Source organism: Occultella aeris (genome assembly GCF_902703175.1).
In the GTDB taxonomy this organism is placed as follows: Bacteria; Actinomycetota; Actinomycetes; order Actinomycetales; family Beutenbergiaceae; genus Occultella; species Occultella aeris.
Map to the genome: position 1 here is coordinate 1 of NZ_CACRYJ010000056.1, position 22540 is coordinate 22540.

Genomic DNA, 22540 nt, shown 5'->3' on the forward strand with positions numbered 1-22540 from the left:
CTGCGGGGGTGGGGGCGGCCGAGTCGGTGTCGTCCGTCACGTTCGTGAACACCCAGTACCGGTAGGCGAGGTACCGGAAGATCGTGCCCAGCACGAGGCCGATCCCGTTGGCGGAGATGTTGTCCGCGAGCGGGGAGGTGAAGCCGAGCAGGTAGTGCGAGACGGCCAGGCAGCCGACGCCGATGGCCATGCCGGCCACGTTCACAAGGGCGAACTGCATGAGCTCGCGGCTGCGTGCCGCGGCACTCTCGCGGCTGCGCTTGGCGGCGAACGTCCAGTAGCGGTTGCCCAGCCACGCGACCAGCACCGCCACCGTGACCGAGATGACCTTCGCCGTCAGGGGCTTGTGCCCGAGCAGCTCGCCGGGGCCGAACCGGAGCAGGTTGAACAGCCCGGTGTCGACCACGAAGGCGACCAGCCCGACGGTCCCGAACCGCATCAGCTCCGTGAGAGCGGCCCACAGACGAGCCCGGTCGCGCCACATCGGTACGGCTCGGGGCGTCTCGTTCGGAGCCACGGATGGGGGCGGGGTCACCAGTGAAGGATACCCGCCATTACGCTGGACCCCCATGGGACCAGTGGTAGCCGTCGTCGGGGGCGGGCAGTTGGCACGCATGATGGCCGAGCCGGCCGGGGCACTGCAGATCCATCTGCGCGCGCTCGTCGAGGCGGCCGACGGCGCGGCGGCGCAGGTCATCCCGGACGCTCCGGTGGGCGCGGCGGGGGACCTCGAGGCGGTCGCCGCGGTCGCCGCGGGCGCCGACGTGCTGACGTTCGAGCACGAGCACGTACCGCAAGACCTGCTCACCCGCCTGATCGCCGACGGCGTGAACGTCCAGCCCGGCCCGGGTGCGCTCCGGCACGCCCAGGACAAGATCGTGATGCGTACCAGGCTCACCGAACTCGGGGTGCCGTGCCCACGGTGGGCGGCGGTGGCCACGCCGGAGGAGCTGACCTCGTTCGGAGACCGCGTCGGCTGGCCCGTGATCGCGAAGGTCCCGGTCGGTGGTTACGACGGCAAGGGCGTGCTGGTGGTGCACGACGCCGCCGAGGCAGCGCACTGGTTCGAGACCGACCACGGACAGATCCTCGTCGAGGAACGGGTCGCGTTCCGCCGGGAGCTGGCCGCGCTCGTCGCGCGCCGTCCGAGCGGGCAGGTGGCCACCTGGCCGGTGGTCGAGACCATCCAGGCGAACGGGGTGTGCGCCGAGGTGATCGCCCCGGCGCCGGACCTGCCCGTGCACGTGGCCGAGGACGCGCTGGACATCGCCCGCACGATCGCCGACGGCCTGGACGTGACCGGGGTGCTCGCCGTCGAGATGTTCGAGGCCGCCGACGGCGTGCTGCTCGTCAACGAGCTCGCGATGCGCCCGCACAACAGCGGCCACTTCAGCCTCGACGGCTCCGTGACCAGCCAGTTCGAGCAGCACCTGCGGGCTGTGCTCGACCTGCCCCTCGGGGACACCAGTGCCACCGCGCCGTGGTCGGTCATGGTGAACCTGCTCGGCTCCGAACTCGCGGACCCGGCCTCGGCCTACCCGGACCTGATGGCGGCTTTCCCGGACGCCAAGGTGCACCTCTACGGCAAGTCGGTCCGCCCGGGCCGCAAACTGGGCCACGTGACGGTGACCGGCACGGACCTGGCCGAGGTCCGCCGTCGGGCCCGTGCCGCAACCACGATCCTGGGAGGGACCCCCGCATGAACACCGTCGCCGTGGTGATGGGCTCCGATTCGGACTGGCCCGTGATGAAGGACGCCGCCGACGCGCTCGCGGAGTTCGGCCTCGAACCCGAGGTGGACGTGATCTCCGCGCACCGGATGCCGCAGGACATGATCGCGTTCGGCCAGGAGGCCGCCGGACGCGGGGTCGGCGTGATCATCGCCGGCGCCGGGGGAGCGGCCCACCTGCCGGGCATGCTCGCCTCCGTCACACCGCTGCCCGTGATCGGCGTGCCGGTGCCGCTCAAGCACCTGGACGGGATGGACTCGCTGCTGTCCATCGTGCAGATGCCGGCCGGGGTGCCGGTGGCGACCGTGTCCGTCGGTGGGGCCCGCAACGCCGGGCTGCTCGCCGTGCGGATCCTCGCCGCAGGCGCCGACGACGACGCCGCGGCGCTGCGCGAGAAGATGGTCACCTTCCAGGAGGGGTTGCGTCAGGCCGCACTCGACAAGGGTGCGCGACTGCGCGCCTCGCGCACGCAGCGCACCGGCTTCGGCGCCTGAGCCGGCAGCCCGGTCACAGGAAACAGGGCGCCCGTGCTGACCAGCCTGCTCGTCGGTGTCGCGGGCATGAACGTGTTCGCGCTCGCCCTGATCCTCCTGCGCGGCCCGATGTTCCGGACGCGGCTCTACACGCCGATGCTGTGGAACGTGATGCTCTCGGTCGCACCGGTGCTGCTGATGGGCGTGCTCGTGTTCGTGGTGCCGATCCTGGCCCTGGCACAGGTCTGGCTCGCGCTGGCCGTCGGCGTGATCCTCGGAGTGGTCTGGCTGCTCCTGCTGCCGAACGCCGGGTACCTCATCACCGAGCTGAACATGTCCCACCGGCGCGAGCAGGAGAGCGTGCCGATGTGGTTCGACGTGGTGCAGGTGATCACGCTCGCCATGTCCGGGGTGCTGAACACGGTGCTCAACGTGTTCCTGGCCCAGCTGCTGTTCGTGCTGCTCGTCTACGGGGACGTGGCGGCGCCACTGCAGGCCGGCCTGCCCAGGCTGATCGTGGTGGCGATCCTGCTCGCGGTCTCGTTCGGGATGTACCTCGGCCGGTACGTTCGGCTGAACAGCTGGGACGTGCGGCACCCGCCGTCACTGGTGCGCAAGGTGGTCGCGCACCTGCGCGAGCCCGGCCGGCTGCGCAGCAGTGCGGCGTTCGTCGTGCTGTACACACTGTTCCTGGGGCTGATGTACCTCGCGGTCGCTGGGCCCGTGATCGAGGGCCTGGTGCTGCTCGAGCTCGCACGAGGCTGACGTGGTCAGGCGGCCGGCGTCACCACGTAGACGACCCGGGTGTCGGAGGCGATCAGTTTCACGTCGTAGGCGTCCGAGCTGAGCTGGGCGATGAGCCCGGCGTCGTGGGTGACCACGTTGTCGACCTCGAAACCGGCGTCCTCCAGCGTGCTGCGCGCGATCGTGCCGGAGTCGGCCGCCGTCACCAGGGCCACCCAGGTGGTCACGCCGTCGGCGTCGGCGCGGGCCGCGCCGCGGGTCGGGCCCTCCACCACGGCGACCTCTGCGGGGAAGCCCTCGGGCAGCCCGTCACTGAGGTCGAGGCCGTCCACGGCCTCCTCGATGGCGCGTTCGACGGCGTCCCCGGCGGCACCCGAGATCGCGTCGCAGCCGCTGAGCACGCCGGTTCCGACCGCCGCGAGCAGGGCGAGCAGCAGGGCAGCGATCCGGGACCGGGTTGTGGTGTGGGCCATGGCTCCACGATAGCGAGGTACCCGCTGTGGGATACGTGCCCCGGCCTGCCGCGGAGGATCTCGGGTCAGGCCGTCAGCCCAACCCGAGCAGCGGTCCCTCGATCGCCGGGCAGGTGTCCATCACGACGTCCAGCCCCGCCTCGGCGGCGCGCTGCGCCGCGGCCTCGTCGATGACGTCCAGCTGCAGCCAGACCGCCTTGGCCCCGCGTGCGATGGCCTGATCCACCACGTCACCGGCGAGCGTGGCGTTCACGAACACGTCGACGACGTCGAGGTCGCCCGGTACGTCCGCGAGTGTCGCGTAGCCGCGCTCGCCATGAACGGTCTCCGCCTTCGGGTGCACGGGCACGATCTGCTGCCCGAGGTTCCGCTGCAGATAGCGGGCGACGCCGTAGGCGGCGCGCGTGGTGTTCGAGGACAGACCGACGACCGCCCAGCGGCCGGGAGCGGTCAGCAACCGTCGCACGACGGCGGGATCGTTCACGTGCGTCATGGCGACCAGCGAACCACACTGCGTGCCGGCGCGCCGGTCCGGCTCGCTACTGGTTCAGATCCGCCGTGGTGACCGTGCCGTCGGCGACCGCGGTGAAGAACGCGTCGACCCGGTCGGGGTGGAGCAGGACGGCCTCGCCGATCCCGCCCGGACGATAGGCGAGGTCGGAGATCGGCGGCGCGCCTCGGACGCCGTCGGGGCCGGTCGCCGCCCGGAACGCGAGCGCCATCCTGGCCATGTCGATGATGCCGGTGTCCTCGTCCACGACCAGGGCGGCGAGGCCCTCCTCGGCCAGGCGCACCTGTTCGCCGGGCTGGAACACCAGCGAGGGCTGTGCGACGGCGGAGGTCACGGCCTGGATCACCTGCTGTTGGCGCTGGGTCCGGCCGATGTCACCGAGTGGGTCCGCCTTGCGCATCCGTGCGAACGCGAGGGCGGTCGCACCGTCGACGACGTGGCAGCCGGCGGTCCACTCAAGGCCGCTGTCCGCGTCGCTCACGTCGTAGTCGAGGCACAGCTCGACGCCGCCGACGGCGTCCACGATGTTCGCGACACCACCCATGCCGATCTCCACGTAGTGGTCGACCTCGATGCCGGTAAGGCCCTCCACGGTGGCGACCAGCAGTTCCGGCCCGCCGAATGAGAATGCCGCATTGAGCTTGTTCGCGCCGTAGCCGGGGATCTCGACGTAGGTGTCCCGCGGGAGCGAGATCATCGAGGTCGCGCCGCTCGGCGGCACCGTGATCAGGATCATCGTGTCGGCGCGCTGACCTTCGGTCGCGTCCGCGACCTGTCCGTCGGCGCGGGAGTCCGAGCCAGCCAGGAGGTAGGTGGTGCCGGCGGTGCTCAGGGTGCTGGAACCGAGGGCGTCGGTGTGCTGGATCTTCCCGTTCGCCCACACCAGCAGGCCGACGGGCCAGGCCAGCACGAGGATGAGCAGGACCGCGAGCAGTGCCACGACGCGGCGGCCACGCCGTCTCGGCTTGCGTGCCTTCGGCGCGGGCGGAGCCGTCGGTCCGTCCGGAGGGCGGGTGCTGGCGGGCGGGCGGCGGGGCTGGTCGCCGACCGGGCGCTGCGGGCGCCGCGCCGGAGGCATGCCCTGCTCGTCCTGCGCCGGCATCACGCGCGTGGCGTTCGCCGCCGGGCGAGGTCCGGTACCGCGCGTCCGGTCGGTGCGCTCGCCGGAGCCGGGCGCGAAACTCGGCGGCGCGCCGGCCTCCGCTGCGGGGGCCTTGGCGGCCGGTCGGCCGGCCGCCGGCCTCGCGGCGCCCGACGGCGTGCGGCGGACGGTGCGCTCGGGGGCGCGGGAGGACGGGCCCGACGTCGCCGTGGACCGTCCGCCCGTGCGTTCCGGTCCGCCGGTCGCCGGCACGGCCTGCGCCGAACCCCCGGTGCGGGCCCGGCTGGACCCGCGGACCGGCTTGCGGCCCGGGGCGGTGCGCCTCGGCGCGTCCGCGAACGGGTCGACGGAGGCCGGCTCGGGCTCGCGTTCGTTGTCGAACGGCTCGTCTCGGCTCACCCGCACTGGGCACTCCCGTCGTCGGCGGTGGTTCCATCGAGGGTAGGGCCGGGGTCGGCCGCGGCCGGGGAGGACGCGGCGTCGGTCGCCGGTTCGGTCGGATCCGTGGCCGCGCCGTTGGCGGGTGGGTCGGCCGGCTCGGGGCCGCCACCGTCGTCGGCGGTGTCGTCCGTGCCGCCGCCGGCCCCCGCGACCGTCAGCGGCTGGTCGGCGGCGATCGCTGCCCACATCTCGTCGGCCGCGTCGGTCCAGAGCACGTTCGCCCCGTCGCCGCGGTCCACGACCGGCACGGTCACGAATGCGATGTCCTCGCTGCCCAGGTCGCGCAGTGAGTACGCGAGTCCGGACATGGCGGAGATGGAGGCGTAGTTCGAACTCGTGGTCAGGGACGCCGTCGCCGCATCGAGGAACCCGTACAACCGCGGTGCGTCGGTCAGCACGTTCTGGTTCAGGACCTGGCGGACCGTGGCACCCAGCAGGGCCTGTTGCCGGGCGATCCGCCCGATGTCGCTGCCGTCACCGATCGTCTTGCGGGCGCGGGCGTACCCGAGCGCCTGCGTCCCGTCGAGCACCTGCTCGCCGGCGCTCAGCTCGAGCTGGGCGTACGGATCGTCCATGTCCTCGGGGATGCACATCGGAACGCCGCCGATGGCGTCGACCATGTCCACGAACCCGCCGAAGTCCACAGCGATGAAGCCGTCGATGCGGACGTCGGTGAGGGACTCGATGGTGCGGATCGTGCAGGCGGCGGCGTAGCCGACGTCGCCGGTCTGCCCGCCCTGGTGGAAGGCCTTGTTGAACTTCCCGGTGGTGGGTGCGGACATCGACCCGTCGGGCAGCGCACAGGCGGGGATGTCGACCCAGGAGTCGCGGGGGATCGAGATGAGCTCCACCCGGGACCGGTCCGCCGAGATGTGCGCGACGATCACGGTGTCCGAGCGGATCCCGGACTCGACGTTCGGGCCACCGATCGCCGTGTTCTCCCCGGACCGGTCGTCCGAGCCGATCAGGAGCAGGTTGACGGCGGTGCCGGCGGAGCCGTCGACCGGCGGCGGTGCCGGCTCCGGTCGGTCGGTGCCCAGGAACGGCTCGATGTCCGTCCCGCCGATGTTGCGGTTCAGGTCGTCGTAGACCAGGCCGGCGCCGCTGATGGCGAACAGGGCCACCGCGAGGCCGGCCAGCGGGGCGACGTGACGGCGCGGCCGCCTGCGGCTGCGGGCGTGGCGCACCCCGGCGAGGTCGTGGTGCTCGGTCCCGCTGGCACGGGCGGCGGTCCGGGCGCCGGCCGGGCTCCGGGCAGGGCCGAGGTCGGTGCGGCGCCGATCCGGTGGCGCGGCGTGCCGGGCGCGAGGCCTGCTGGTCTGCCGATTCATCGCTTCCATCGTCTCATCGGGAGGGCGCGGTGGGCGTGCCGGAACTCGCGGGTCCCGAGCCGGTGATCCGGGACGGGTGTGCCCGTCAGCCCTGTCCGGGGTCGGGCTCGTCGCCCCCGACCCCGTTCCCGGTGCCGTCGGTCCCGGTGCCATCGGTCGCCTCGGGGTCAGGCGGCAGCACCAGCGGCTGGTCTGCCGCCACCGACGCCCAGAGTGCCTCGGAGTCGGCGTTCTGCAGCACCACGTTCCCGGACCAGTCGAACGGCACGGTGGCGAACGTGAAGTTGTCGATGCCGACGCCGTTCAGCGAGTACGCAAGGCCGGCCATCGAGGTGATGTTGCCGATGCCGTCACTGGTGCTCAGCGACGCGGTGGCGGCCTGCAGGAACTGGAACAGGCCGCTGGAGTCGGTGAGCAGGTTCTTCGCCATCACCTGCTCAACCATGGCTGTCAGGAGTTCCTGCTGGCGGCCGATCCGGCTGATGTCGCTGCCGTCGTCGACCCCCTTGCGAGCCCGCGCCACGGCGAGTGCGGTCTCGCCGTCGAGGGTGTGGCACCCGGCGGTCAGGTCGAGGCCGGCTTCCGGGGAGACGATGTCCTCCTCGAAGCACATGTCCACGCCACCGATGGCGTCCACCATGTCCTTGAAGCCCTCCATGTCCACCACGACGAAGTCGTCGATGAACAGGCCGGTCATCTCCTCCACGGTCAGGATCGCGCACGCGGCAGCGTACGCGGTGTCGCCGGTCTGACCGCCGTAGGCGAACGCGGAGTTGAAGCGGGCGTCGTCGGCGGCAGCGGACTCGGAGCCATCCGGGAGCGGGCAGCTCGGGACATCCACGATCAGGTCACGCGGGATGGAGACCACGTCCACCCGGGACCGGTCCGCGGAGATGTGCACCACGAGCGTGGTGTCGGAGCGCTGCCCCTCCGCCTCGCCGTAGTCGGCGTTGTCGCCCGTGCGGGTGTCCGAGCCGAGCACTAGCAGGTTGTACGCCTGGCCCTCGGCCGGGTCACCCGGCTCCGCCGCCGTCGGGCTCTCGCGGTCCTCGCCGAGGATCGCGTCGAGGTCGTGCTGGTCGATGTTGCCCTGCAGCGAGTTGTAGGCCAGGGCCGCTCCGGTCCCGGTGAACGCGACCACGCCGACGAGCGCGAGCAGCACACCACGAAGGACGTGGGTCCGCTGCAGGCGGCGGCTGTGGCGCGGCGCGCGGCGTCGGCCGTGAGCAGGGCGCGGGGAGTTCTCGGTGGTTGGCATCGATCAACGATCGTACGGATTCCCGGCGCCGGACCGGCGGACCGGCCGCGCCGTTCCGGGGGAGGTTTTGTGCAGGCCGGAGACCTGGGTCACATGTCGTTGCAGTCCGGCAGTCGCAGGACCCGGGCGGTGTCCGCCTGCGCGACCACCTCCGCGCCGGGCACCTCGAGGTCGTCCAGCGCCCGGTAGTCGCCCGACGCCTGGTAGGGGCGGGAGTCCTGGTACAGGTACCGCACGCCGAGCTCCTGCATCGCCGCACAGACATCCGGGTCGGAGAGGTCGTCGAGACCGTCCATGAGCGTCTGCTGGGCCGGGGACCACACCTGCCCGGCGATCGGGAACACCACCGGCACCCCGCGCAGCCCGTACAGCAGCGGTGCACCGGAGAACGGGCTGCCGAGCACCGCGGCACCCGGCTCCAGCTCCAGGTCGGCGAGCATCTGGAGCTCGGCGGCGGTCACGAACCGGGGCGCGCCGGTGGCGTCCGGGTCGTAGAGCTTCGCGGTGCGCTCGGCCTTGTAGACCGACGAGACGACCATGGCCACGGCGAGCAGCACGACCAGGACAGCGGCCGCGATGGCCCGGCTGCGTCCGGCCGGCCATCGGCGGGCAGCCGCCGCGCCGGCATGCACGAGGGCGCCGACGGCCAGCACCACGGTCACCATCGCCGTGACCACGCTCAGGCGCGCCGGGCTGGTGTACCAGAGTGAGGAGATCCCGGTCGGTCCGCCCATGGCCGCGTCGATGTACAGCAGCCACACGACCGCGAGCGAGCCCGCCGCCCACGGGGCGCCGCGACGCCACGCGAGCACCGCTCCGTAGGGCGCCGCGACGACCACCGCGGCGGTCACCACGTGCGGCCACAGCTCGTACCAGCCCACCAGGACGGCACCGACGGCGGCGCCCGCGCCGTCGGGCTCGTCACCCACGTAGCCGGTCACCGCACCGGCCAGCGGCGAGTTGACGAATGCGACCGCGCCACCCACGACGAGCACCGCCACCGTCACGGGCAGCCCGACCGCGAACGGGCGCCGGCCGGCCGCCCAGGCCAACCGGGAGATCCGGGCCACGACGACCACGGCCACCGGCAGCGCCAGGACGGCGAGTGCGAGGAAGGCATTCGGGTGGGTCAGCCCCAGGCCGACGGCGCAGGCCGCGAGGACCACCACGCCCGCCGCGTGCTGCTGCCAGCCGCTGGCGGCACCGGGCGGAACAGGCGGGCCGTCGCCGGCGCCGAGCCGCGCCGTTGCCGAGGCACCGGCGCGTTCCAGTACCCCGATCCCGAACGCGAGCACCCCCGGGGTCATCGCCAGCGCGGCCGCGTTCGGCAGGTGCCCCCACCCGACCCACAGGCTCATCGGGGTGGCGGTGATCAGCCCGGCGGCGAGCCCCGCCAACGCCGGCGCGGGCGGCAGTTGCGGCCACACCCGGCGCGCCAGCGCCGCGCAGCCCAACACCCACGCCGGCGCCGCGGTGAGCGTCCCCGCCAGGTTCAGCACCGCCGTCGGGCTGGACAGTGGCAGCAGGGACGCGAAGGCGTGCCACCCGGCGGGGTAGAGGTGCGCCTGGCCGGTCCCGTAGGAGAGGGCGCCGACGGTCAGCGACGATGCCGACCCGGACTCGTCGATGAGCCGCAGCGCGCTCAGGTGGTAGACGGCGTCCCAGCGCTGCAGCAGCGAGTCCACGCCACCTGCGCCGACGGCCACCGGCACCACCGCGAGGACCAGTCCGGCCGCGAGGCAGACGACCAGGATGGTCTGGAACCGTCGAGCGCCGGGCACCGGCTCGGGGGTGAGCACGATGCCGAGCGCACGCAGCACCAGGGCTGCGCCGAAGGTGGCGGCGAGGCCGATCGCGGCCGGGACCAAGCCCCACTCCTTGCCGGCGAACCGCGTCAGGATCGCGGTCAGGGACAGGGCCGCGATCGTGACCGGGGGCGCGAGGGCGGCCAGGGCCAGGCTACGCAGCCCGACCAGGCGCAGGGTCAGGATGCCGGGCGCGTACAGCAGCAGGATCCCGAATCCGAACACTGCCAGCGCGAGGAGTGCGTTGGTGGTGGGCACGCGCTCAGGGCCGCCGCTCGGAGGGGTCGGTCTCGGCGAGCGTCGACCCTGCGTCCTTGGCAGGCGGCCGGTTGGTCGGGTAGCCGGCCTGTTCCAGGCGGACCTCGGCGAGGGCGATCTCGCGGGTCAGCGCGGTGATCTGCCGGTCCATCAGCTTCATCCGTCGGTACATCGTGGCGACATAGGACAGGAACGCGATGACGAGGGCGTAGAGCACGAGGTCGGTGCCGCGGCCGACCCCGACCAGCCGGGCCAGCTGGCTCAGGAACGACGGGTAGATGATCGCCGCGGCAGTGGCCAGCACGAAGCCGACGAGCAGCACCCGCCGGACTGCCTGATGCCGGGCGTCCGCCGTGGATCGGGTGAGGGTCACCGCGACCGCGGCGATACCGATGAGCAGGATCAGCTGGATCCAGATCTTCTCCATGGCGCCCACCTCCTCGCTTGACGACAGCTCACTTGAAAACCAGGTCGACGAGGATGTTGACCGAGTTCAACACCGACTGACCCTTGCCCTTGGAGTATTCCGTGTACAGCACGTGCACGGGGTACTCGCGCCACGGCAGCCTCGTCCGACCCAGTTGCAGCACGATCTCGCTGGCGTGCGCCATCCGGTTCTGGACGAGGTTCACCCGGGCGGCCGCGTCCCGGCGGATCACCCGCAGGCCGTTGTGGGCGTCGGTCAGGCGTAGCCCGGTGCTCTGGTTCGTCACCCACACGGCCGTCTTCAGGATGACCTTCTTCAGGAACCCGGCCTTCGTGCGGTCGTCGAGGAACCGGGAGCCGAACACGATCGCGAGGTCCTCCTCGCGTGCCAGGGCCACCATCGCCTCGGCGTCGGAGACCTGGTGCTGGCCGTCAGCGTCGAAGGTGACCAGGTAGGAGGCGTCGGTCTGGGTGACCACGTAGGCGATGCCGGTCTGCAGGGCGGCGCCCTGGCCGAGGTTCGTGGCGTGATGGACCACGAGTGCGCCGGCCGCGCGGGCCGCGGCCGCCGAGGAGTCCGTGGAGCCGTCGTCCACGCAGACGATGTTGGCGAACGTGGGCAGGGCGGCCCTGACCACGTCGCCGATGACGGTTGCCTCGTTGTACAACGGCACCACGAGCCAGGCGTCGTCGTTCGTGGTCATGGGCACATTGTGGCAGTGCCGGCTGGGGTGGCGTGCCACGGCGTGAGGATGATCCAACCGTGGTGACGGGGCGATAACCTGCCTCCAGCGGCGCAGGGCCGCGGCGACGACGAGAGCGCGAGGAGCCGGTCATGGGAGTGCGCATCAGCGACACCGCCGACGTCGACCCGCGTGCGCGCCTGGGGGAGGGCACGTCCGTGTGGCACCTCGCGCAGGTTCGCGAGGGCGCCGTGCTGGGCACCGGCTGCGTCGTCGGGCGCGGTGCGTACGTCGGCCCGGGGGTGAGCCTCGGCAACAACTGCAAGCTCCAGAACTACGCGCTCGTCTACGAGCCGGCCGTGCTCGAGGACGGCGTCTTCGTCGGCCCGGCTGCGGTGCTGACCAATGACGAGTTCCCGCGCGCGGTGAACCCCGACGGGTCCCTGAAGACCGGTGCGGACTGGGAGGCCGTCGGAGTCACACTGCGGCAGGGGAGCTCGGTGGGCGCCCGCGCGGTGTGCATCGCCCCGGTGACCGTTGGCCGGTGGGCCACGGTGGCCGCCGGCGCCGTCGTGACCAGGGACGTGCCGGACTTCGCCCTGGTGGCCGGCGTGCCGGCCCGGTGGCTGAGGTGGGTCGGCCGTGCCGGGGTGCCGCTGGAGGACCGGGGTGGCGGCCACTGGCGCTGCCCGAGTTCGGGTGAGACCTATGTCGAGACCGACGGTGGGCTGGCCCTCGAACGTGACCACGATGCTGAGGAGACCCCGTGACCGAAGACCTGATCCCTGCCGCACGACCGATCATCGGCGACGAGGAACGGGCCGCGGTGGACCGCGTCCTGCGCAGCGGGATGATCGCGCAGGGCCCGGAGGTGGCCGCCTTCGAGTCGGAGTTCGCGGCCGAGCTCGTGACCGGTCGCACCTGCGTGGCCGTCAACTCCGGCACGTCCGGCCTGCACCTGGGTCTGCTGGCCGCCGGGGTCGGGCCGGGCGACGAGGTCATCGTGCCGTCGTTCACGTTCGCCGCCACCGGGAACTCGGTGGCGCTCACCGGTGCCACCCCCGTGTTCGCGGACATCGAGGGCACGTACTTCAACCTCGACCCGGCCGGCGTCCGGGCCGCGATCACGGACCGGACCAAGGGCATCATGCCGGTCCACCTCTACGGCCACCCGGCCGCGATGACCGAGCTGCGCGCCATCGCCGACTCCTATGGTCTGCGCCTCTTCGAGGACGCCGCACAGGCCCATGGCGCCACCCTGAACGGTGCCCCGGTCGGCTCGTTCGGCGACTTCGGGATGTTCTCCCTGTACCCGACGAAGAACATGACCTCCGGCGAGGGCGGCATGGTCTCGTGCGCCACGGACGAGATCGCCCGCAACGTCCGGCTGCTGCGCAACCAGGGCATGGAGAAGCAGTACGCGAACGAGGTCATCGGGTTCAACGCCCGGATGACGGACATCCACGCCGCCATCGGCCGGGTGCAGCTGACGAAGGTCGGCGGCTGGACGAGGACCCGCCAGGCCAATGCCGCGTTCCTGGACGAGAACCTCGAGGGCGTGCTGACCCCGGCCGTGGCCGAGGGGGCCACCCACGTCTACCACCAGTACACGATCCGCGTGCCCGGTGACCGGGACGCGTTCGCCACCGCGCTGCGCGAGGAGCACGCCGTTGGCTGCGGCGTCTACTACCCGATCCCGAACCACCGCCTCGAGTCCCTCAAGGGCTACGCCCCCGGTCTCGACCTGCCGGAGACGGAGAAGGCGGCGCGCGAGGTCATCTCGCTCCCGGTGCACCCCTCGCTCTCGCGGCAGGACCTGGACCGGATCGTCACCGCCGTGAACACCGTCGCGAAGGCGGGCGCGTGATGGCGAAGCTGCGCGCGGGCCTGATCGGCCTCGGCATGATGGGTCGGCACCACGCACGGGTCCTGCGTTCCCTCGACGGCGTCGACCTGGTGGCCGTCGCCGATCCGGGCGGCGACCCGCACGGGGTCGCCGGCGCACTGCCGGTCCTGCCGGACATCCACGCGCTGATCGACGCCGGCATCGACTACGCGATGGTTGCGGTGCCCACGCAGTTCCACACCGAGGCCGGCCTGGCGCTGGCAGGGGCCGGGGTGCACGCGCTGATCGAGAAGCCGCTCGCCAAGGACACCGAGGGTGCTCGGGCGCTGGCGGACGCGTTCGAGGATGCGGGCCTGGTGGGTGCGGTCGGGCACATCGAGCGGTACAACCCGGCGCTGCAGTCGCTGCGCGCGCGCCTCGAGGCCGGCGAGCTGGGCGACGTCTATCAGATCGCGACCCGACGGCAGGGGCCGTTCCCGGCCCGGATCGCCGACGTCGGGGTGGTCAAGGACCTCGGCACCCACGACATCGACCTGACGGCCTGGGTGGCGCAGCAGGCGTACACGTCGGTGGCGGCGCGGACGGCGTTCAAGAGCGGCCGCGAGCACGAGGACCTGGTCGCGATCACCGGGCTGCTGGCCGACGGAACCGTGACGAACCATCTGGTGAACTGGCTCTCGCCGATGAAGGAGCGGCTGACCGTGGTCACCGGGGACAAGGGGACGTTCGTGGCGGACACGCTGCTGGCCGACCTCACCTTCCACGCGAACGGGAACATCCCGACGCGGTGGGCCGACGTGGCTCAGTTCCGCGGGGTGTCCGAGGGCGACGTGATCAGGTACGCGATCGACAAGCCGGAGCCCCTGCGGACCGAGCACGAGGCGTTCCGCGACGCGATCCTCGGCAAGCCGGCGGACATCGTCACCATGAGGCAGGGCCTGGCGACCGTCGCGGTCGCGGAGGCCGCCCTCGAATCGGCCCGCACCGGCCGGACCGTGACCCTCGGCTGAGCCGGTGGAGGACGACCGCGCGCCGGGATCACCCACGCCGCGACCGAGGCGGGTCACGATGGTGTCCCGGATCTTCAGCCCCGAGGCGGCAGCCGCATCGTTCCGGCTCGCGGCACTCGCGAACGCCCTGCACACGGCCGGCGCCCGGGTGGACGTCCTGACAGTCTCCGAACCGACCGGCGCAGCGCCGACGACGCACCCCGCGATCCGGATCTCCCGCCGCCCCGTGCTCCGCGACGGCGACGGTTACGTGCGCGGCTACCTCCAGTACCTGAGCTTCGACGTGCCGCTGGCGGTGCGGTTGCTCCTGACCCGACGGCCGGACGTCGTCGTGGTCGAGCCGCCGCCCACGACCGGCGCCGTCGTGCGGCTGGTGTGCGCGCTGCGGCGACTGCCCTACGTCTACAACGGCGCGGACGTCTGGTCCGACGCGGCAGCCTCCACCGGCGCACCCGGGCCCGTGGTGGCCGTGGTCCGTCGGCTGGAGTCGTTCGCGCTCGCCGGTGCCGCGGCCGTGCTCTCGGTCTCCGACGGCGTCACCGAGCGGGTCCGTGCCCTCGGCGCCCGGACCGTGGTGACCACGGGCAACGGGGTGGACACCGACACGTTCACCCCGGCCGGTCCCCGGCACAGCGAACCCGACGGCGCGCCGTACCTGCTGTACGCCGGTACCGCGTCGGAGTGGCAGGGCGCCGACATCTTCGTGCGCGCGATGACCCGGGTCCGCGAGCAGGTCCCCGGTGCCCGGCTGGTGTTCCTCGGCCAGGGCAGCGCCTGGCCGAGGCTGCGCGAGCTCGCGGCCGCACTGCCCGGCGGCGGTGCCGGCGAGGACGCGCCGGTGCTGTTCGTGCCCCCGGCGAGCCCGGCGGAGACGGCGACGTGGCTACGCGGGGCACGCTCCGCCGTCGTGAGCCTGCGGCCCGGCCAGGGCTACGACTTCGCGATCCCCACCAAGGTCTTCGCGGCGATCGCGTGCGGCACCCCGGTCGTGTACACCGGGCCCGGCCCGGCGGGCGCGATCCTCACCGACCACCGGATGGGCCGGGTCGCCGAGTACACCCCGGATGCGGTCGCCGAGGCCATGGTGGCGGCCCTTACCACCGACCGGGATGCCGCACAGGAGCGCCGACTGCACGAGTGGGTGCTCGAGAACCGCTCGCTCGACGCGGCCGGCCGGCGCGGCGCCGCCGTCGTGCTGGCAGCGGCCGCCCCGTGACTAGGCTGAGCGCACCCGGCCACGGGTGGCCCGGTCGACCGCCGGCGCACGGCACACACGGGAGGGAGCGCGCGCGATGAGTGCGTTGTGGCGCATGGTGCGCGCCCTGCTCGCCGTGCTACCCGCCGGAAGTGGCCGGTTCGTGGTCACCTTCGCGGTGCTCTCGGCCGCGCTGTCGATCCTGGACGTCCTGGCACTTGGGCTGCTCGCGCTCACCATGGCCCCGATGCTCTCCGGGGCCCCCCTCACGCTGCCGGTCCTCGGGACGCTCAGCGAGCCGGCGGACTTCCGGAACATGCTGAGCGTGGTCGGCGCGCTGATCATCACCAAGAGCGTGCTCGCGATCACGCTGCAGTGGTTCGCGACGCGGCGGTTCGCCCGGTTCGAGCAGGACCTCGGCAGCCAGCTCCTGAACGCGTTCTTCGAGTCACCGTGGACCGAGCGGCTCGGGCGCAACTCCACCGACCTGGTGCGCTCGACCGACGTGGGCGTGGCCACCACGGTCTCCGGGGTGCTGATCCCGGCCGCGATGCTGTCCGGGGAGATCTTCACGTTCGCCGCCGTGCTGATCGTGCTGATCATCGCCGAACCGCTGATCGCCGCCGTCGCGATCGCCTACTTCGGGGTCATCGGCGCGTTCCTGTACCTGTGGGTGCTGCGCAAGGCGGTCGAGGCCGGCCGGGTGAACCGTTCCTACTCGACCCGCTCGGTGCGCCTGGTCAGCGAGATGGTGCACTCGCTCAAGGAGATCACCCTGCGCGGCAAGGGGCCCGAGGTCGCGGAGGTCGTGCGGGGGGTGCGACTGAAGAGTTCCCAGGCCCGCGCGAACATGTCCTTCCTCGGGGTGGTCCCGCGGTACGTGCTCGAGGCCGGGCTCATCGGTGGTCTCGCCATCGGGGCGGGCGTCGGCTACCTGCAGGGCGGCGTCAACGGGGCCCTCGGCGCCGTGGCCCTGTTCGGGGTCGCCGGATTCCGGATCGTGCCGTCACTGACGCGGTTCCAGTCGATCATGGCCCAGACCGGGGCCTCGATGCCGTTCGCGCAGCAGGTCCTCGACGAGATCCGCAAGGGTGCCGCCAGGCGCCGGGACCGCCCCGCGGCCGCCGCCGCCGGCCCGATCCCGGCCGATGCCCGGGCGCTGACGCTCGAGGGGGTGTCCTTCACCTACCCAGGTGGCACCGAGGCGGTCCGCGAGGTGGACCTGCGGTTGCCGTTCGGCACCTCGCTCGCGCTGGTGGGTGCCTCCGGCTCCGGGAAGTCCACCCTCGTGGACCTGATCCTCGGGCTGCTCGAGCCGAGTGCCGGGCGGTTGCTCGTGGGGGACGCGCCGATGCCGGACGTCCTGGACGAGTGGCGCTCGCGAGTCGGGTACGTGCCCCAGGAGGTGTCCCTGTTCGACTCCACCGTGGCGCAGAACGTTGCCCTGACCTGGGTGCCCGAGCAGGTGGACCGCGAGCGGGTGCGCCGGGCCCTGGAGCGGGCGCAGATGCTCGAGACGATCGAGGCCCGCGACGGCGGCATCGACGCCCGCATCGGCGAGCGCGGGCTGAACCTGTCCGGTGGGCAACGTCAGCGCATCGGCATCGCCCGCGCGCTCTACAACGACCCGCTGGTGCTGATCATGGACGAGGCCACGAGCGCCCTGGACACCTCCACCGAGGCCGCCGTGACGTCCGCGATCGCCGAGCTCCGCGGGGACGTCACCATGGTCGTGGTGGCCCACCGGCTCGCCACCATCCGGCACAGTGACCAGGTGTGTTTCATGCGGGACGGCCGCCTCGTGGCGCACGGCACGTTCGGTCAGGTGGTGGCGGCCGAGCCCGACTTCGCCGAGCAGGCGGCGCTCGCGGGCCTGACCGGGGAGCTGCCGGAGTGAGCGAGCCCAGCATCGACCTGCGCGTGGGTGGGCGCCCGGCCCGCGTCGCCGTGCTCGTCTACAACGACGCGCACGCGGACACCCGGGTGCTCAAGACCGCGGCCACGCTGGCTGCCGCGGGTGCGCGGGTCCGGATCTTCGCCGTCGCTCGCGCCCGGTCCGGCTTCCCGGTCGGGACGCAGCGGCTCGACTCCGGCGTCGAGCTGCAGCGCCTGCCCGAGTTCGAGCTGGCCAGGTCCGCCCCATGGCTGGCGTCGGCGTACCGGTGGGTGCGGCGCCGGGTCGCGGCCGTCGGGTCACCGGCGGGTGCCGCCTCGGAGCCGGTACGCCCGACGGCGGACCCCGGGTCCGCAGGGACGGCGCCGTCGGCGGGGGCCGGGTCCGAACCCGCGGCGCCGACGGCGGTGGGCGGGTCGGCCGGGGCGGACCTCCCGGGCGGTCCGGCCGCGGTTGCGACGTCGCGCGGGAGCGTCCGGGCCCGCGCCGTCTCCGGCCTCTTCGACCTGTGGCTGCGCACGTACCGGACGGTCAGCCTGGCCGTGTACTGGGCGGGCGCAGTGCGGGCCGCCTCGCACTGGTGCCCGGACCTGGTCCACGCCAACGACGGCAATACCCTCGCACCCGCGCTGGCCGTTCGGTCCCGTACCGGTGCGCGGATCGTCTACGACGCGCATGAGCTGTGGCGCCATCGCAACGTGCGGTCCCGCCCGCTCGCACCCCACGTCGAGCACCTGATCGAGCGGTGCGGTATCCGCCGTGCCGCCGGGGTGATCACGGTCTCGCCGAACATCGCCAGATGGCTGCAGCGCACCTACGGCCTGCTCACCCCACCCACCCTGGTCCGGAACATCCCACCGGCCGCGACCGCGCCGATCAGCACCGGCACCGGGCGGCTCCGGCAGCTCGCCGGCCTCACCCCGGCGGCGAAGGTGATCGCCTACGGGGGCCGGCTGACCACGAACCGCGGCATCGAGGAGACCGTCGGTGCCCTGGCCCACATGGCCTCCGACGTTCACCTGGTGCTGCTCGGTTACGGCGAGCCGAACTACGTCGAACCCCTGCGCGCACGGGTCGGTGCCGCCGGCCTGAACGAGCGGGTCCACTTCGTCGGCAGGGTCGATTCCGCGGACGTGGCGGCGACGCTGGCCGACGCGGATCTGTCCGTGGTGTACGTGCGCCCGAGCTGCCTCAGCTACTACTACTCGCTGCCGAACAAGCTCTTCGAGTCGATCCACGCGGGACTTCCCATCGCGGCCGCGGACCTGCCGGACACCCGCGAGATCGTGCTGCGGTACGGCGTCGGACGGGTCTTCGCGACCGAGGACGGCCGCGATCTCGCCGCGACCATGACCGAGGTGCTCGCCGACCCCGAGTCCTACCGGGCCGCCGCGCGGGCCGCCGCCGCCGAGCTGACCTGGGAGCGCGAGGCCGGCCGGCTGCTCGAGTTGTACCGGCAGATCCTGTCGAGGGTGCGATGAGCGGGGCCGGCGGGCAGACCCCGCCGAGCCGGCCGAGCCTGCTCATCCTGGCGTTCTCTCCGATCGCGCAGGATGCCCGGGTGCGCAAGCAGGTCGCGTTGTTCGCCCCCGACTACGACGTGACCACCGTCGGCTACGGCCCGGCACCGGAGGGTGTGGTCGCCCACCACGAGATCCCCGCGGACCTGGTCGCCTGGCACAAGGACCGCCTCGGACTGATCCTGCGCCGCTACTCCAGCGTGTACTGGGGCAATGCCGTCGTCGCGCACCTGCGCACGGTGCTGCCGGTGCACGCCTTCGACGCGATCCTGGCCGACGACGCGGACACGGTCCCACTGGCCCTGTGGCTACGCCCACGGGCCGGGGTGCACGCGGACCTGCACGAGTACGCGCCGCGCGAGAACGAGGAGTCGCGGCGCTGGCGCACGTTCGTGGCCCCGTACTACCGCTGGATCTGCCGGACCTTCCTGCCGCGGTGCGCAAGCCTGACCACGGTGGGTGCGGGACTCGCCGAGGAGTACCGCCGCGAGTTCGGCCTCGAGGTGGGCGTGGTGCCGAACGCGACCCCGTTCCTGGACACCGAGCCCACGAAGGTGCACGAGCCGATCCGACTCGTGCACTCGGGCAACGCCCGTCGGAACCGGAACCTCGGCCTCATGATCGACGCCGTCGTGAACACGTCGGCGCCGGTCACCCTCGACCTGTATCTGATGCCCAACGACCCCGCCTACCTCGCCGAACTGCGCGAGCAGGCGGCGCGGACCGAACGCGTCCACATCCACGACCCGGTGCCGTACGAACGCCTGGTGCGCACATTGACCGACTACGACGTCGGCGTGTTCGTCCTGCCGCCGATCACGTTCAACTACCTCTGGACGCTGCCGAACAAGCTCTTCGACTTCATCCAGGGGCGGCTCGGTGTCATCATCGGGCCGTCACCGGAGATGGCCGCCCTGGTCCGCCGGCACGGACTCGGCGAGGTGACCTCCGACTTCACCGCGGCGGCCCTGACCGAGACCCTGGACGCGCTCGACGCGGACCGGGTACGGCGGTGGAAGCGCGCCTCGCACGCGGTGGCCAGGGACCTCTCCGCGGACGCGGGGATGACCGGCTGGAGCGAGCCGATCAGGACTCTGCTCGAGCGCGGCTGAGTTCGTCCAGGACCTGCTTCGCCGCCTGCCCGTCCCCGTACGGCCGCACATCGGTGGGCGCGGGCCGGCGACGGCTGGCGGCAGCGGCGATGCCGTCCGGGCCGACCAGGACGTTCCAGCCCAGCTCGACCGTCTCGACCCACTCGGTCTCGGTCCGCACGGTGGTGCACGGCACCCGCAGCTCGAACGCCTCCTTCTGCAGCCCACCCGAATCGGTGATGACGCCGCGTGCGGACAGCACCGCCGTCACCAGGTCCCGGTAGGACAGCGGTGTACGCACCAGCAGTCCGTCCGTGTCGAGGTCCAGCCCGGCGGCGTCCGCCCGGGCCCGCAGCCGTGGATGGGCGAGCAGGACGACCGGGTGGTCCAAGGCGGCCAGTGCCTCGACGATCGCCGCCAACCGCACCGGGTCGTCGGTGTTCTCGGCACGATGGATCGTGGCGACGGAGTAGCCACCTGGCTCGAGACCGAGCTCGTCGAGCAGGCGCGGGCGCTCGCCCCGCACCGCCTGGGCGATCGTGAGCAGGACATCGGTCATCACGTCCCCCACGACCACGGTGCGCCCGGCCAGCCCTTCGGCCGCAAGGTGGTCGGCGGCGACCTCGGTCGGGGCGAGCAGGAGGTCCGCGGCGTGATCGGTCAGGACCCGGTTGTGCTCCTCGGGCATCAGCCTGTTGAACGAGCGGAGTCCTGCCTCGAGGTGGGCCACCCGCACGTGCTGCTTCACCGCGGCGAGGGCCCCCGCAAGGGTGGAGTTCGTGTCGCCGTAGACGAGCACCCAGTCGGGGGAGTGCTCGCCGATCACGGTCTCCAGGCCGGCCAGCATCGCCCCGGTCTGCGCGCCGTGGCTGCCGCTGCCGATCCCGAGGTGCACATCCGGAGCGGGGATGTCGAGCTCGCTGAAGAACACGTCCGAGAGCATCGGGTCGTAGTGCTGACCGGTGTGCACGATCACGTGATCCTCACCACGCCTGGCGCACTCCGCGGCGATCGGCGCCAGCTTCACGAACTGCGGCCGGGCGCCCACGACGCTCAGGATCCTCATGAATCCTGAGTCTAGGTGTCCTGCCGTGCTCGGCGGCCGGACGCTCGAGCCGCGCTCGTGCGCGGGCCGCCGACCGGGCGATCCGTGGGGGATCGGATAACTTCTCCTCATGCGGACAGTGGTGCTCACGACCTGGTACCCCACGGAGGTCGCCCCGAGCAGCGGCACCTTCGTGCAGAAGGACGTGCGTGCGATCGCCGCCCGGCCGGAGGTCGACGCGGTGGACGTGGTCCACCTGGTGCCGCGCCACCAGGACGACGGCGTCCGCACCCTCGTCCGGGACGGCATCCGGATCCGCCGGGTCCCGATGAGCACCACGTCCCCGCTGGACATCGCCACCGTGGCGCGCTCCCTGCCGGTGCTGCTGGAGGGCGCGGACGTGGTCCACACCATGGCGTTCTCGACCCTGCTGCCGTTCGCGGCGTTCCCACCGCTGGTGGGGACCCGACCGGACGCGCCCTGGGTGCACACCGAGCACTGGTCCGCACTGACGTCGCCCCAGACGCTGCCGCTCGCCGCCCGTGCGGCGCTGCCGGCGCTGCGGCCGATACTCGGCCTGCCCGACGTCGTCACGGCCGTGTGCGAGTTCCTCGCCGCCCCGATCCGAAGGACCCGGGGCGCGGACCGACCCACAGAGGTGGTGCCGTGCATCGTGCCGCCACGTGCCCATCTCACCGCCCGTCCGATGCGGCCACGAACTCCGATGCGCCTGGTCGCGGTCGGCGGGCTCGTCGAGCGCAAGGACCCGCTCCTCGCCGTCGACGTCCTGGCCGAGCTTGCGCGACGGTCGCACCCGGCTCACCTGACCTGGGTCGGCGACGGCGAACTCCGCGAGGCGGTGGCCAGGCACGCCCGGAAGAAGAAGGTTGCCCACCTGCTCACGCTCGCCGGCGGCACCGACACCGCCGGGGTCTCGGCGGCCCTGGACGCCGCGGATCTGTTCTTCCTGCCGACCCGGGCGGAGAACTTCTGCGTCTCGGCCGCGGAGGCACTGGTGCACGGCCGCCCGGTCGTGGTCGGCGCGAACGGGGGACAGGCCGAGTACATCCAGGACCGTGTCGGCGCAGTCGTGGCCGATCAGAGCGCCGAGGCCTACGCGGACGCGGTCATCGCGACCGAGCGGGCCACCCGGCACCTCAACGCCTCCGACGTCGCGGAGACGGTCGGAGACCGGTTCGCCCCTGAACGGGTCGGCGCGGCCTACGTCGCCGCCTACCGCCGGGCCCGGGACCTCGGCCGTGGCTGAGGGCGCTCCCGACACCGCGGGAGAGGCGCAGGACGAGCCGGAGGCGCGCCCCGGGGTCGACGTGGTCATCGCTGTGCACAACACCGAGCGCCCGATCGCCCGGGCCGTGCGTTCGGTGCTCGAGCACAATGCCGAGGGTGCGCGGGTGACGGTGGTCTGTCACAACATCTCCGCCGAGGAGATCCGCCCCCTGCTGGACGCCAGACACCGCGACCAGGTCCGGTTCCTCGAGCACCGCGACGAGTTCCGGAGCGCCTCGGGACCGTTCAACGCCGGCATGGATGCCGCGACCGCTCCCTACGTCTGCATCATGGGCTCCGACGACACGCTGATGCCCGGAGCCCTCTCGTCCTGGTTCTGGCGGGCGGAACGCTCCGGCGCGGACGCGGTGATGGCGCGCCTCGAGCTGGGCAGCGACCGTAGGCTCGTGCGCACCC

The 22540-nt window shown here is 72.6% G+C and carries 22 protein-coding genes; 12 read left to right on the forward strand and 10 right to left on the reverse strand.

Annotated elements, in window-relative coordinates:
- On the reverse strand, positions 1-535 hold a 535-nt coding region (locus tag HALOF300_RS18915; protein WP_231955597.1), incomplete at its 3' end, for a GtrA family protein.
- Positions 536-569: 34 nt separating this feature from the next.
- Between HALOF300_RS18915 and HALOF300_RS18920 the strand changes: the two genes are divergently transcribed.
- Genes HALOF300_RS18920 through HALOF300_RS18930 form a run of 3 tightly spaced genes read left to right on the forward strand, consistent with a single transcriptional unit; the run spans position 570 to position 2968 of the window.
- Positions 570-1703 carry a 5-(carboxyamino)imidazole ribonucleotide synthase gene (locus HALOF300_RS18920; RefSeq protein WP_156742472.1) on the forward strand — a complete coding sequence of 378 codons (1134 nt, stop codon included), beginning with the start codon at positions 570-572 and terminating at the stop codon, positions 1701-1703.
- Positions 1700-2224: a 5-(carboxyamino)imidazole ribonucleotide mutase gene (gene purE, locus HALOF300_RS18925; RefSeq protein WP_156742473.1), complete on the forward strand. Its 525-nt coding sequence runs from the start codon at positions 1700-1702 to the stop codon at positions 2222-2224. Before HALOF300_RS18920 ends, purE begins: the two co-directional genes overlap by 4 nt.
- A gap of 33 nt (positions 2225-2257) precedes the next feature.
- Positions 2258-2968 (forward strand): DUF1361 domain-containing protein, encoded by a 711-nt coding sequence (locus HALOF300_RS18930; protein WP_156742474.1) that lies wholly within the window; start codon positions 2258-2260, stop codon positions 2966-2968.
- Positions 2969-2973: 5 nt separating this feature from the next.
- Here HALOF300_RS18930 and HALOF300_RS18935 read toward each other — a convergent pair whose 3' ends face one another.
- From HALOF300_RS18935 to HALOF300_RS18970, 8 genes are all read right to left on the reverse strand, one after another.
- Positions 2974-3420 carry a hypothetical protein gene (locus HALOF300_RS18935; protein WP_156742475.1) on the reverse strand — a complete coding sequence of 149 codons (447 nt, stop codon included), beginning with the start codon at positions 3418-3420 and terminating at the stop codon, positions 2974-2976.
- A 73-nt stretch (positions 3421-3493) separates the two neighbouring features.
- Positions 3494-3913, reverse strand: a complete 420-nt coding sequence (locus HALOF300_RS18940; protein ID WP_156742476.1) for a CoA-binding protein — start codon at positions 3911-3913, stop codon at positions 3494-3496.
- 46 nt (positions 3914-3959) lie between these two features.
- A complete protein-coding gene (locus HALOF300_RS18945; RefSeq protein ID WP_231955599.1) occupies positions 3960-5432 on the reverse strand; it encodes an LCP family protein in 1473 nt (490 codons plus the stop codon).
- Positions 5429-6805: an LCP family protein gene (locus HALOF300_RS18950; protein WP_197522675.1), complete on the reverse strand. Its 1377-nt coding sequence runs from the start codon at positions 6803-6805 to the stop codon at positions 5429-5431. The genes HALOF300_RS18945 and HALOF300_RS18950 overlap by 4 nt, the downstream gene beginning before the upstream one ends.
- 85 nt (positions 6806-6890) lie before the next feature.
- Positions 6891-8063, reverse strand: a complete 1173-nt coding sequence (locus HALOF300_RS18955; protein ID WP_156742478.1) for an LCP family protein — start codon at positions 8061-8063, stop codon at positions 6891-6893.
- 89 nt (positions 8064-8152) lie between these two features.
- Entirely contained in the window at positions 8153-10126 is a 1974-nt protein-coding gene (locus HALOF300_RS18960) for a DUF6541 family protein (RefSeq protein WP_156742479.1), read from the reverse strand.
- Between the two features lie 4 nt (positions 10127-10130).
- Entirely contained in the window at positions 10131-10553 is a 423-nt protein-coding gene (locus HALOF300_RS18965) for a DUF2304 domain-containing protein (protein WP_231955600.1), read from the reverse strand.
- A 28-nt stretch (positions 10554-10581) separates the two neighbouring features.
- The gene (locus tag HALOF300_RS18970) at positions 10582-11256 is read right to left on the reverse strand and encodes a glycosyltransferase family 2 protein (protein ID WP_156742480.1); all 675 of its coding nucleotides are present in this window, start codon (positions 11254-11256) and stop codon (positions 10582-10584) included.
- 131 nt (positions 11257-11387) lie between these two features.
- Here HALOF300_RS18970 and HALOF300_RS18975 point away from each other — a divergent pair, with 131 nt between their 5' ends.
- The 7 genes from HALOF300_RS18975 to HALOF300_RS19005 all read left to right on the forward strand — a co-directional run bounded on the left by HALOF300_RS18975 (position 11388) and on the right by HALOF300_RS19005 (position 19812).
- Positions 11388-12005 (forward strand): acyltransferase, encoded by a 618-nt coding sequence (locus tag HALOF300_RS18975; protein ID WP_156742481.1) that lies wholly within the window; start codon positions 11388-11390, stop codon positions 12003-12005.
- Entirely contained in the window at positions 12002-13102 is a 1101-nt protein-coding gene (locus HALOF300_RS18980; RefSeq protein ID WP_156742482.1) for a DegT/DnrJ/EryC1/StrS family aminotransferase, read from the forward strand. Before HALOF300_RS18975 ends, HALOF300_RS18980 begins: the two co-directional genes overlap by 4 nt.
- The gene (locus HALOF300_RS18985; protein WP_156742483.1) at positions 13102-14091 is read left to right on the forward strand and encodes a Gfo/Idh/MocA family protein; all 990 of its coding nucleotides are present in this window, start codon (positions 13102-13104) and stop codon (positions 14089-14091) included. The genes HALOF300_RS18980 and HALOF300_RS18985 overlap by 1 nt, the downstream gene beginning before the upstream one ends.
- A gap of 58 nt (positions 14092-14149) precedes the next feature.
- The gene (locus HALOF300_RS18990) at positions 14150-15307 is read left to right on the forward strand and encodes a glycosyltransferase (protein ID WP_156742484.1); all 1158 of its coding nucleotides are present in this window, start codon (positions 14150-14152) and stop codon (positions 15305-15307) included.
- A 76-nt stretch (positions 15308-15383) separates the two neighbouring features.
- Positions 15384-17183, forward strand: coding sequence for an ABC transporter ATP-binding protein (locus tag HALOF300_RS18995; RefSeq protein WP_156742485.1), 1800 nt, complete (start codon positions 15384-15386; stop codon positions 17181-17183).
- Positions 17180-18661, forward strand: a complete 1482-nt coding sequence (locus tag HALOF300_RS19000) for a glycosyltransferase (protein ID WP_197522676.1) — start codon at positions 17180-17182, stop codon at positions 18659-18661. Before HALOF300_RS18995 ends, HALOF300_RS19000 begins: the two co-directional genes overlap by 4 nt.
- Entirely contained in the window at positions 18658-19812 is a 1155-nt protein-coding gene (locus HALOF300_RS19005; RefSeq protein WP_156742487.1) for a glycosyltransferase family protein, read from the forward strand. The genes HALOF300_RS19000 and HALOF300_RS19005 overlap by 4 nt, the downstream gene beginning before the upstream one ends.
- Here HALOF300_RS19005 and wecB read toward each other — a convergent pair.
- A complete protein-coding gene (gene wecB / locus HALOF300_RS19010; RefSeq protein WP_156742488.1) occupies positions 19787-20857 on the reverse strand; it encodes a non-hydrolyzing UDP-N-acetylglucosamine 2-epimerase in 1071 nt (356 codons plus the stop codon). The genes HALOF300_RS19005 and wecB overlap by 26 nt on opposite strands.
- Before the next feature lie 109 nt (positions 20858-20966).
- On the opposite strand from wecB, the gene HALOF300_RS19015 reads away from it, so the two are divergent.
- Entirely contained in the window at positions 20967-22103 is a 1137-nt protein-coding gene (locus tag HALOF300_RS19015; RefSeq protein WP_156742489.1) for a glycosyltransferase, read from the forward strand.
- Positions 22096-22540, forward strand: a 445-nt coding sequence (locus HALOF300_RS19020) for a glycosyltransferase family 2 protein (protein WP_197522677.1), incomplete at its 3' end; no start/stop codon positions are given. The genes HALOF300_RS19015 and HALOF300_RS19020, both read left to right, overlap by 8 nt.

What these genes read in the sequence shown, in the direction of transcription:
- HALOF300_RS18920 (WP_156742472.1), top strand. Translation starts at nt 570, where the DNA reads ATGGGACCAGTGGTAGCCGTCGTCGGGGGCGGGCAGTTGGCACGCATG.
- purE (WP_156742473.1), top strand. Translation starts at nt 1,700, where the DNA reads ATGAACACCGTCGCCGTGGTGATGGGCTCCGATTCGGACTGGCCCGTG.
- HALOF300_RS18935 (WP_156742475.1), bottom strand. Translation starts at nt 3,420, where the DNA reads ATGGCCCACACCACAACCCGGTCCCGGATCGCTGCCCTGCTGCTCGCC.
- HALOF300_RS18940 (WP_156742476.1), bottom strand. Translation starts at nt 3,913, where the DNA reads ATGACGCACGTGAACGATCCCGCCGTCGTGCGACGGTTGCTGACCGCT.
- HALOF300_RS18950 (WP_197522675.1), bottom strand. Translation starts at nt 6,805, where the DNA reads ATGAATCGGCAGACCAGCAGGCCTCGCGCCCGGCACGCCGCGCCACCG.
- HALOF300_RS18955 (WP_156742478.1), bottom strand. Translation starts at nt 8,063, where the DNA reads ATGCCAACCACCGAGAACTCCCCGCGCCCTGCTCACGGCCGACGCCGC.
- HALOF300_RS18965 (WP_231955600.1), bottom strand. Translation starts at nt 10,553, where the DNA reads ATGGAGAAGATCTGGATCCAGCTGATCCTGCTCATCGGTATCGCCGCG.
- HALOF300_RS18970 (WP_156742480.1), bottom strand. Translation starts at nt 11,256, where the DNA reads ATGACCACGAACGACGACGCCTGGCTCGTGGTGCCGTTGTACAACGAG.
- HALOF300_RS18975 (WP_156742481.1), top strand. Translation starts at nt 11,388, where the DNA reads ATGGGAGTGCGCATCAGCGACACCGCCGACGTCGACCCGCGTGCGCGC.
- HALOF300_RS18985 (WP_156742483.1), top strand. Translation starts at nt 13,102, where the DNA reads ATGGCGAAGCTGCGCGCGGGCCTGATCGGCCTCGGCATGATGGGTCGG.
- HALOF300_RS18990 (WP_156742484.1), top strand. Translation starts at nt 14,150, where the DNA reads ATGGTGTCCCGGATCTTCAGCCCCGAGGCGGCAGCCGCATCGTTCCGG.
- HALOF300_RS18995 (WP_156742485.1), top strand. Translation starts at nt 15,384, where the DNA reads ATGAGTGCGTTGTGGCGCATGGTGCGCGCCCTGCTCGCCGTGCTACCC.
- HALOF300_RS19005 (WP_156742487.1), top strand. Translation starts at nt 18,658, where the DNA reads ATGAGCGGGGCCGGCGGGCAGACCCCGCCGAGCCGGCCGAGCCTGCTC.
- wecB (WP_156742488.1), bottom strand. Translation starts at nt 20,857, where the DNA reads ATGAGGATCCTGAGCGTCGTGGGCGCCCGGCCGCAGTTCGTGAAGCTG.
- HALOF300_RS19015 (WP_156742489.1), top strand. Translation starts at nt 20,967, where the DNA reads ATGCGGACAGTGGTGCTCACGACCTGGTACCCCACGGAGGTCGCCCCG.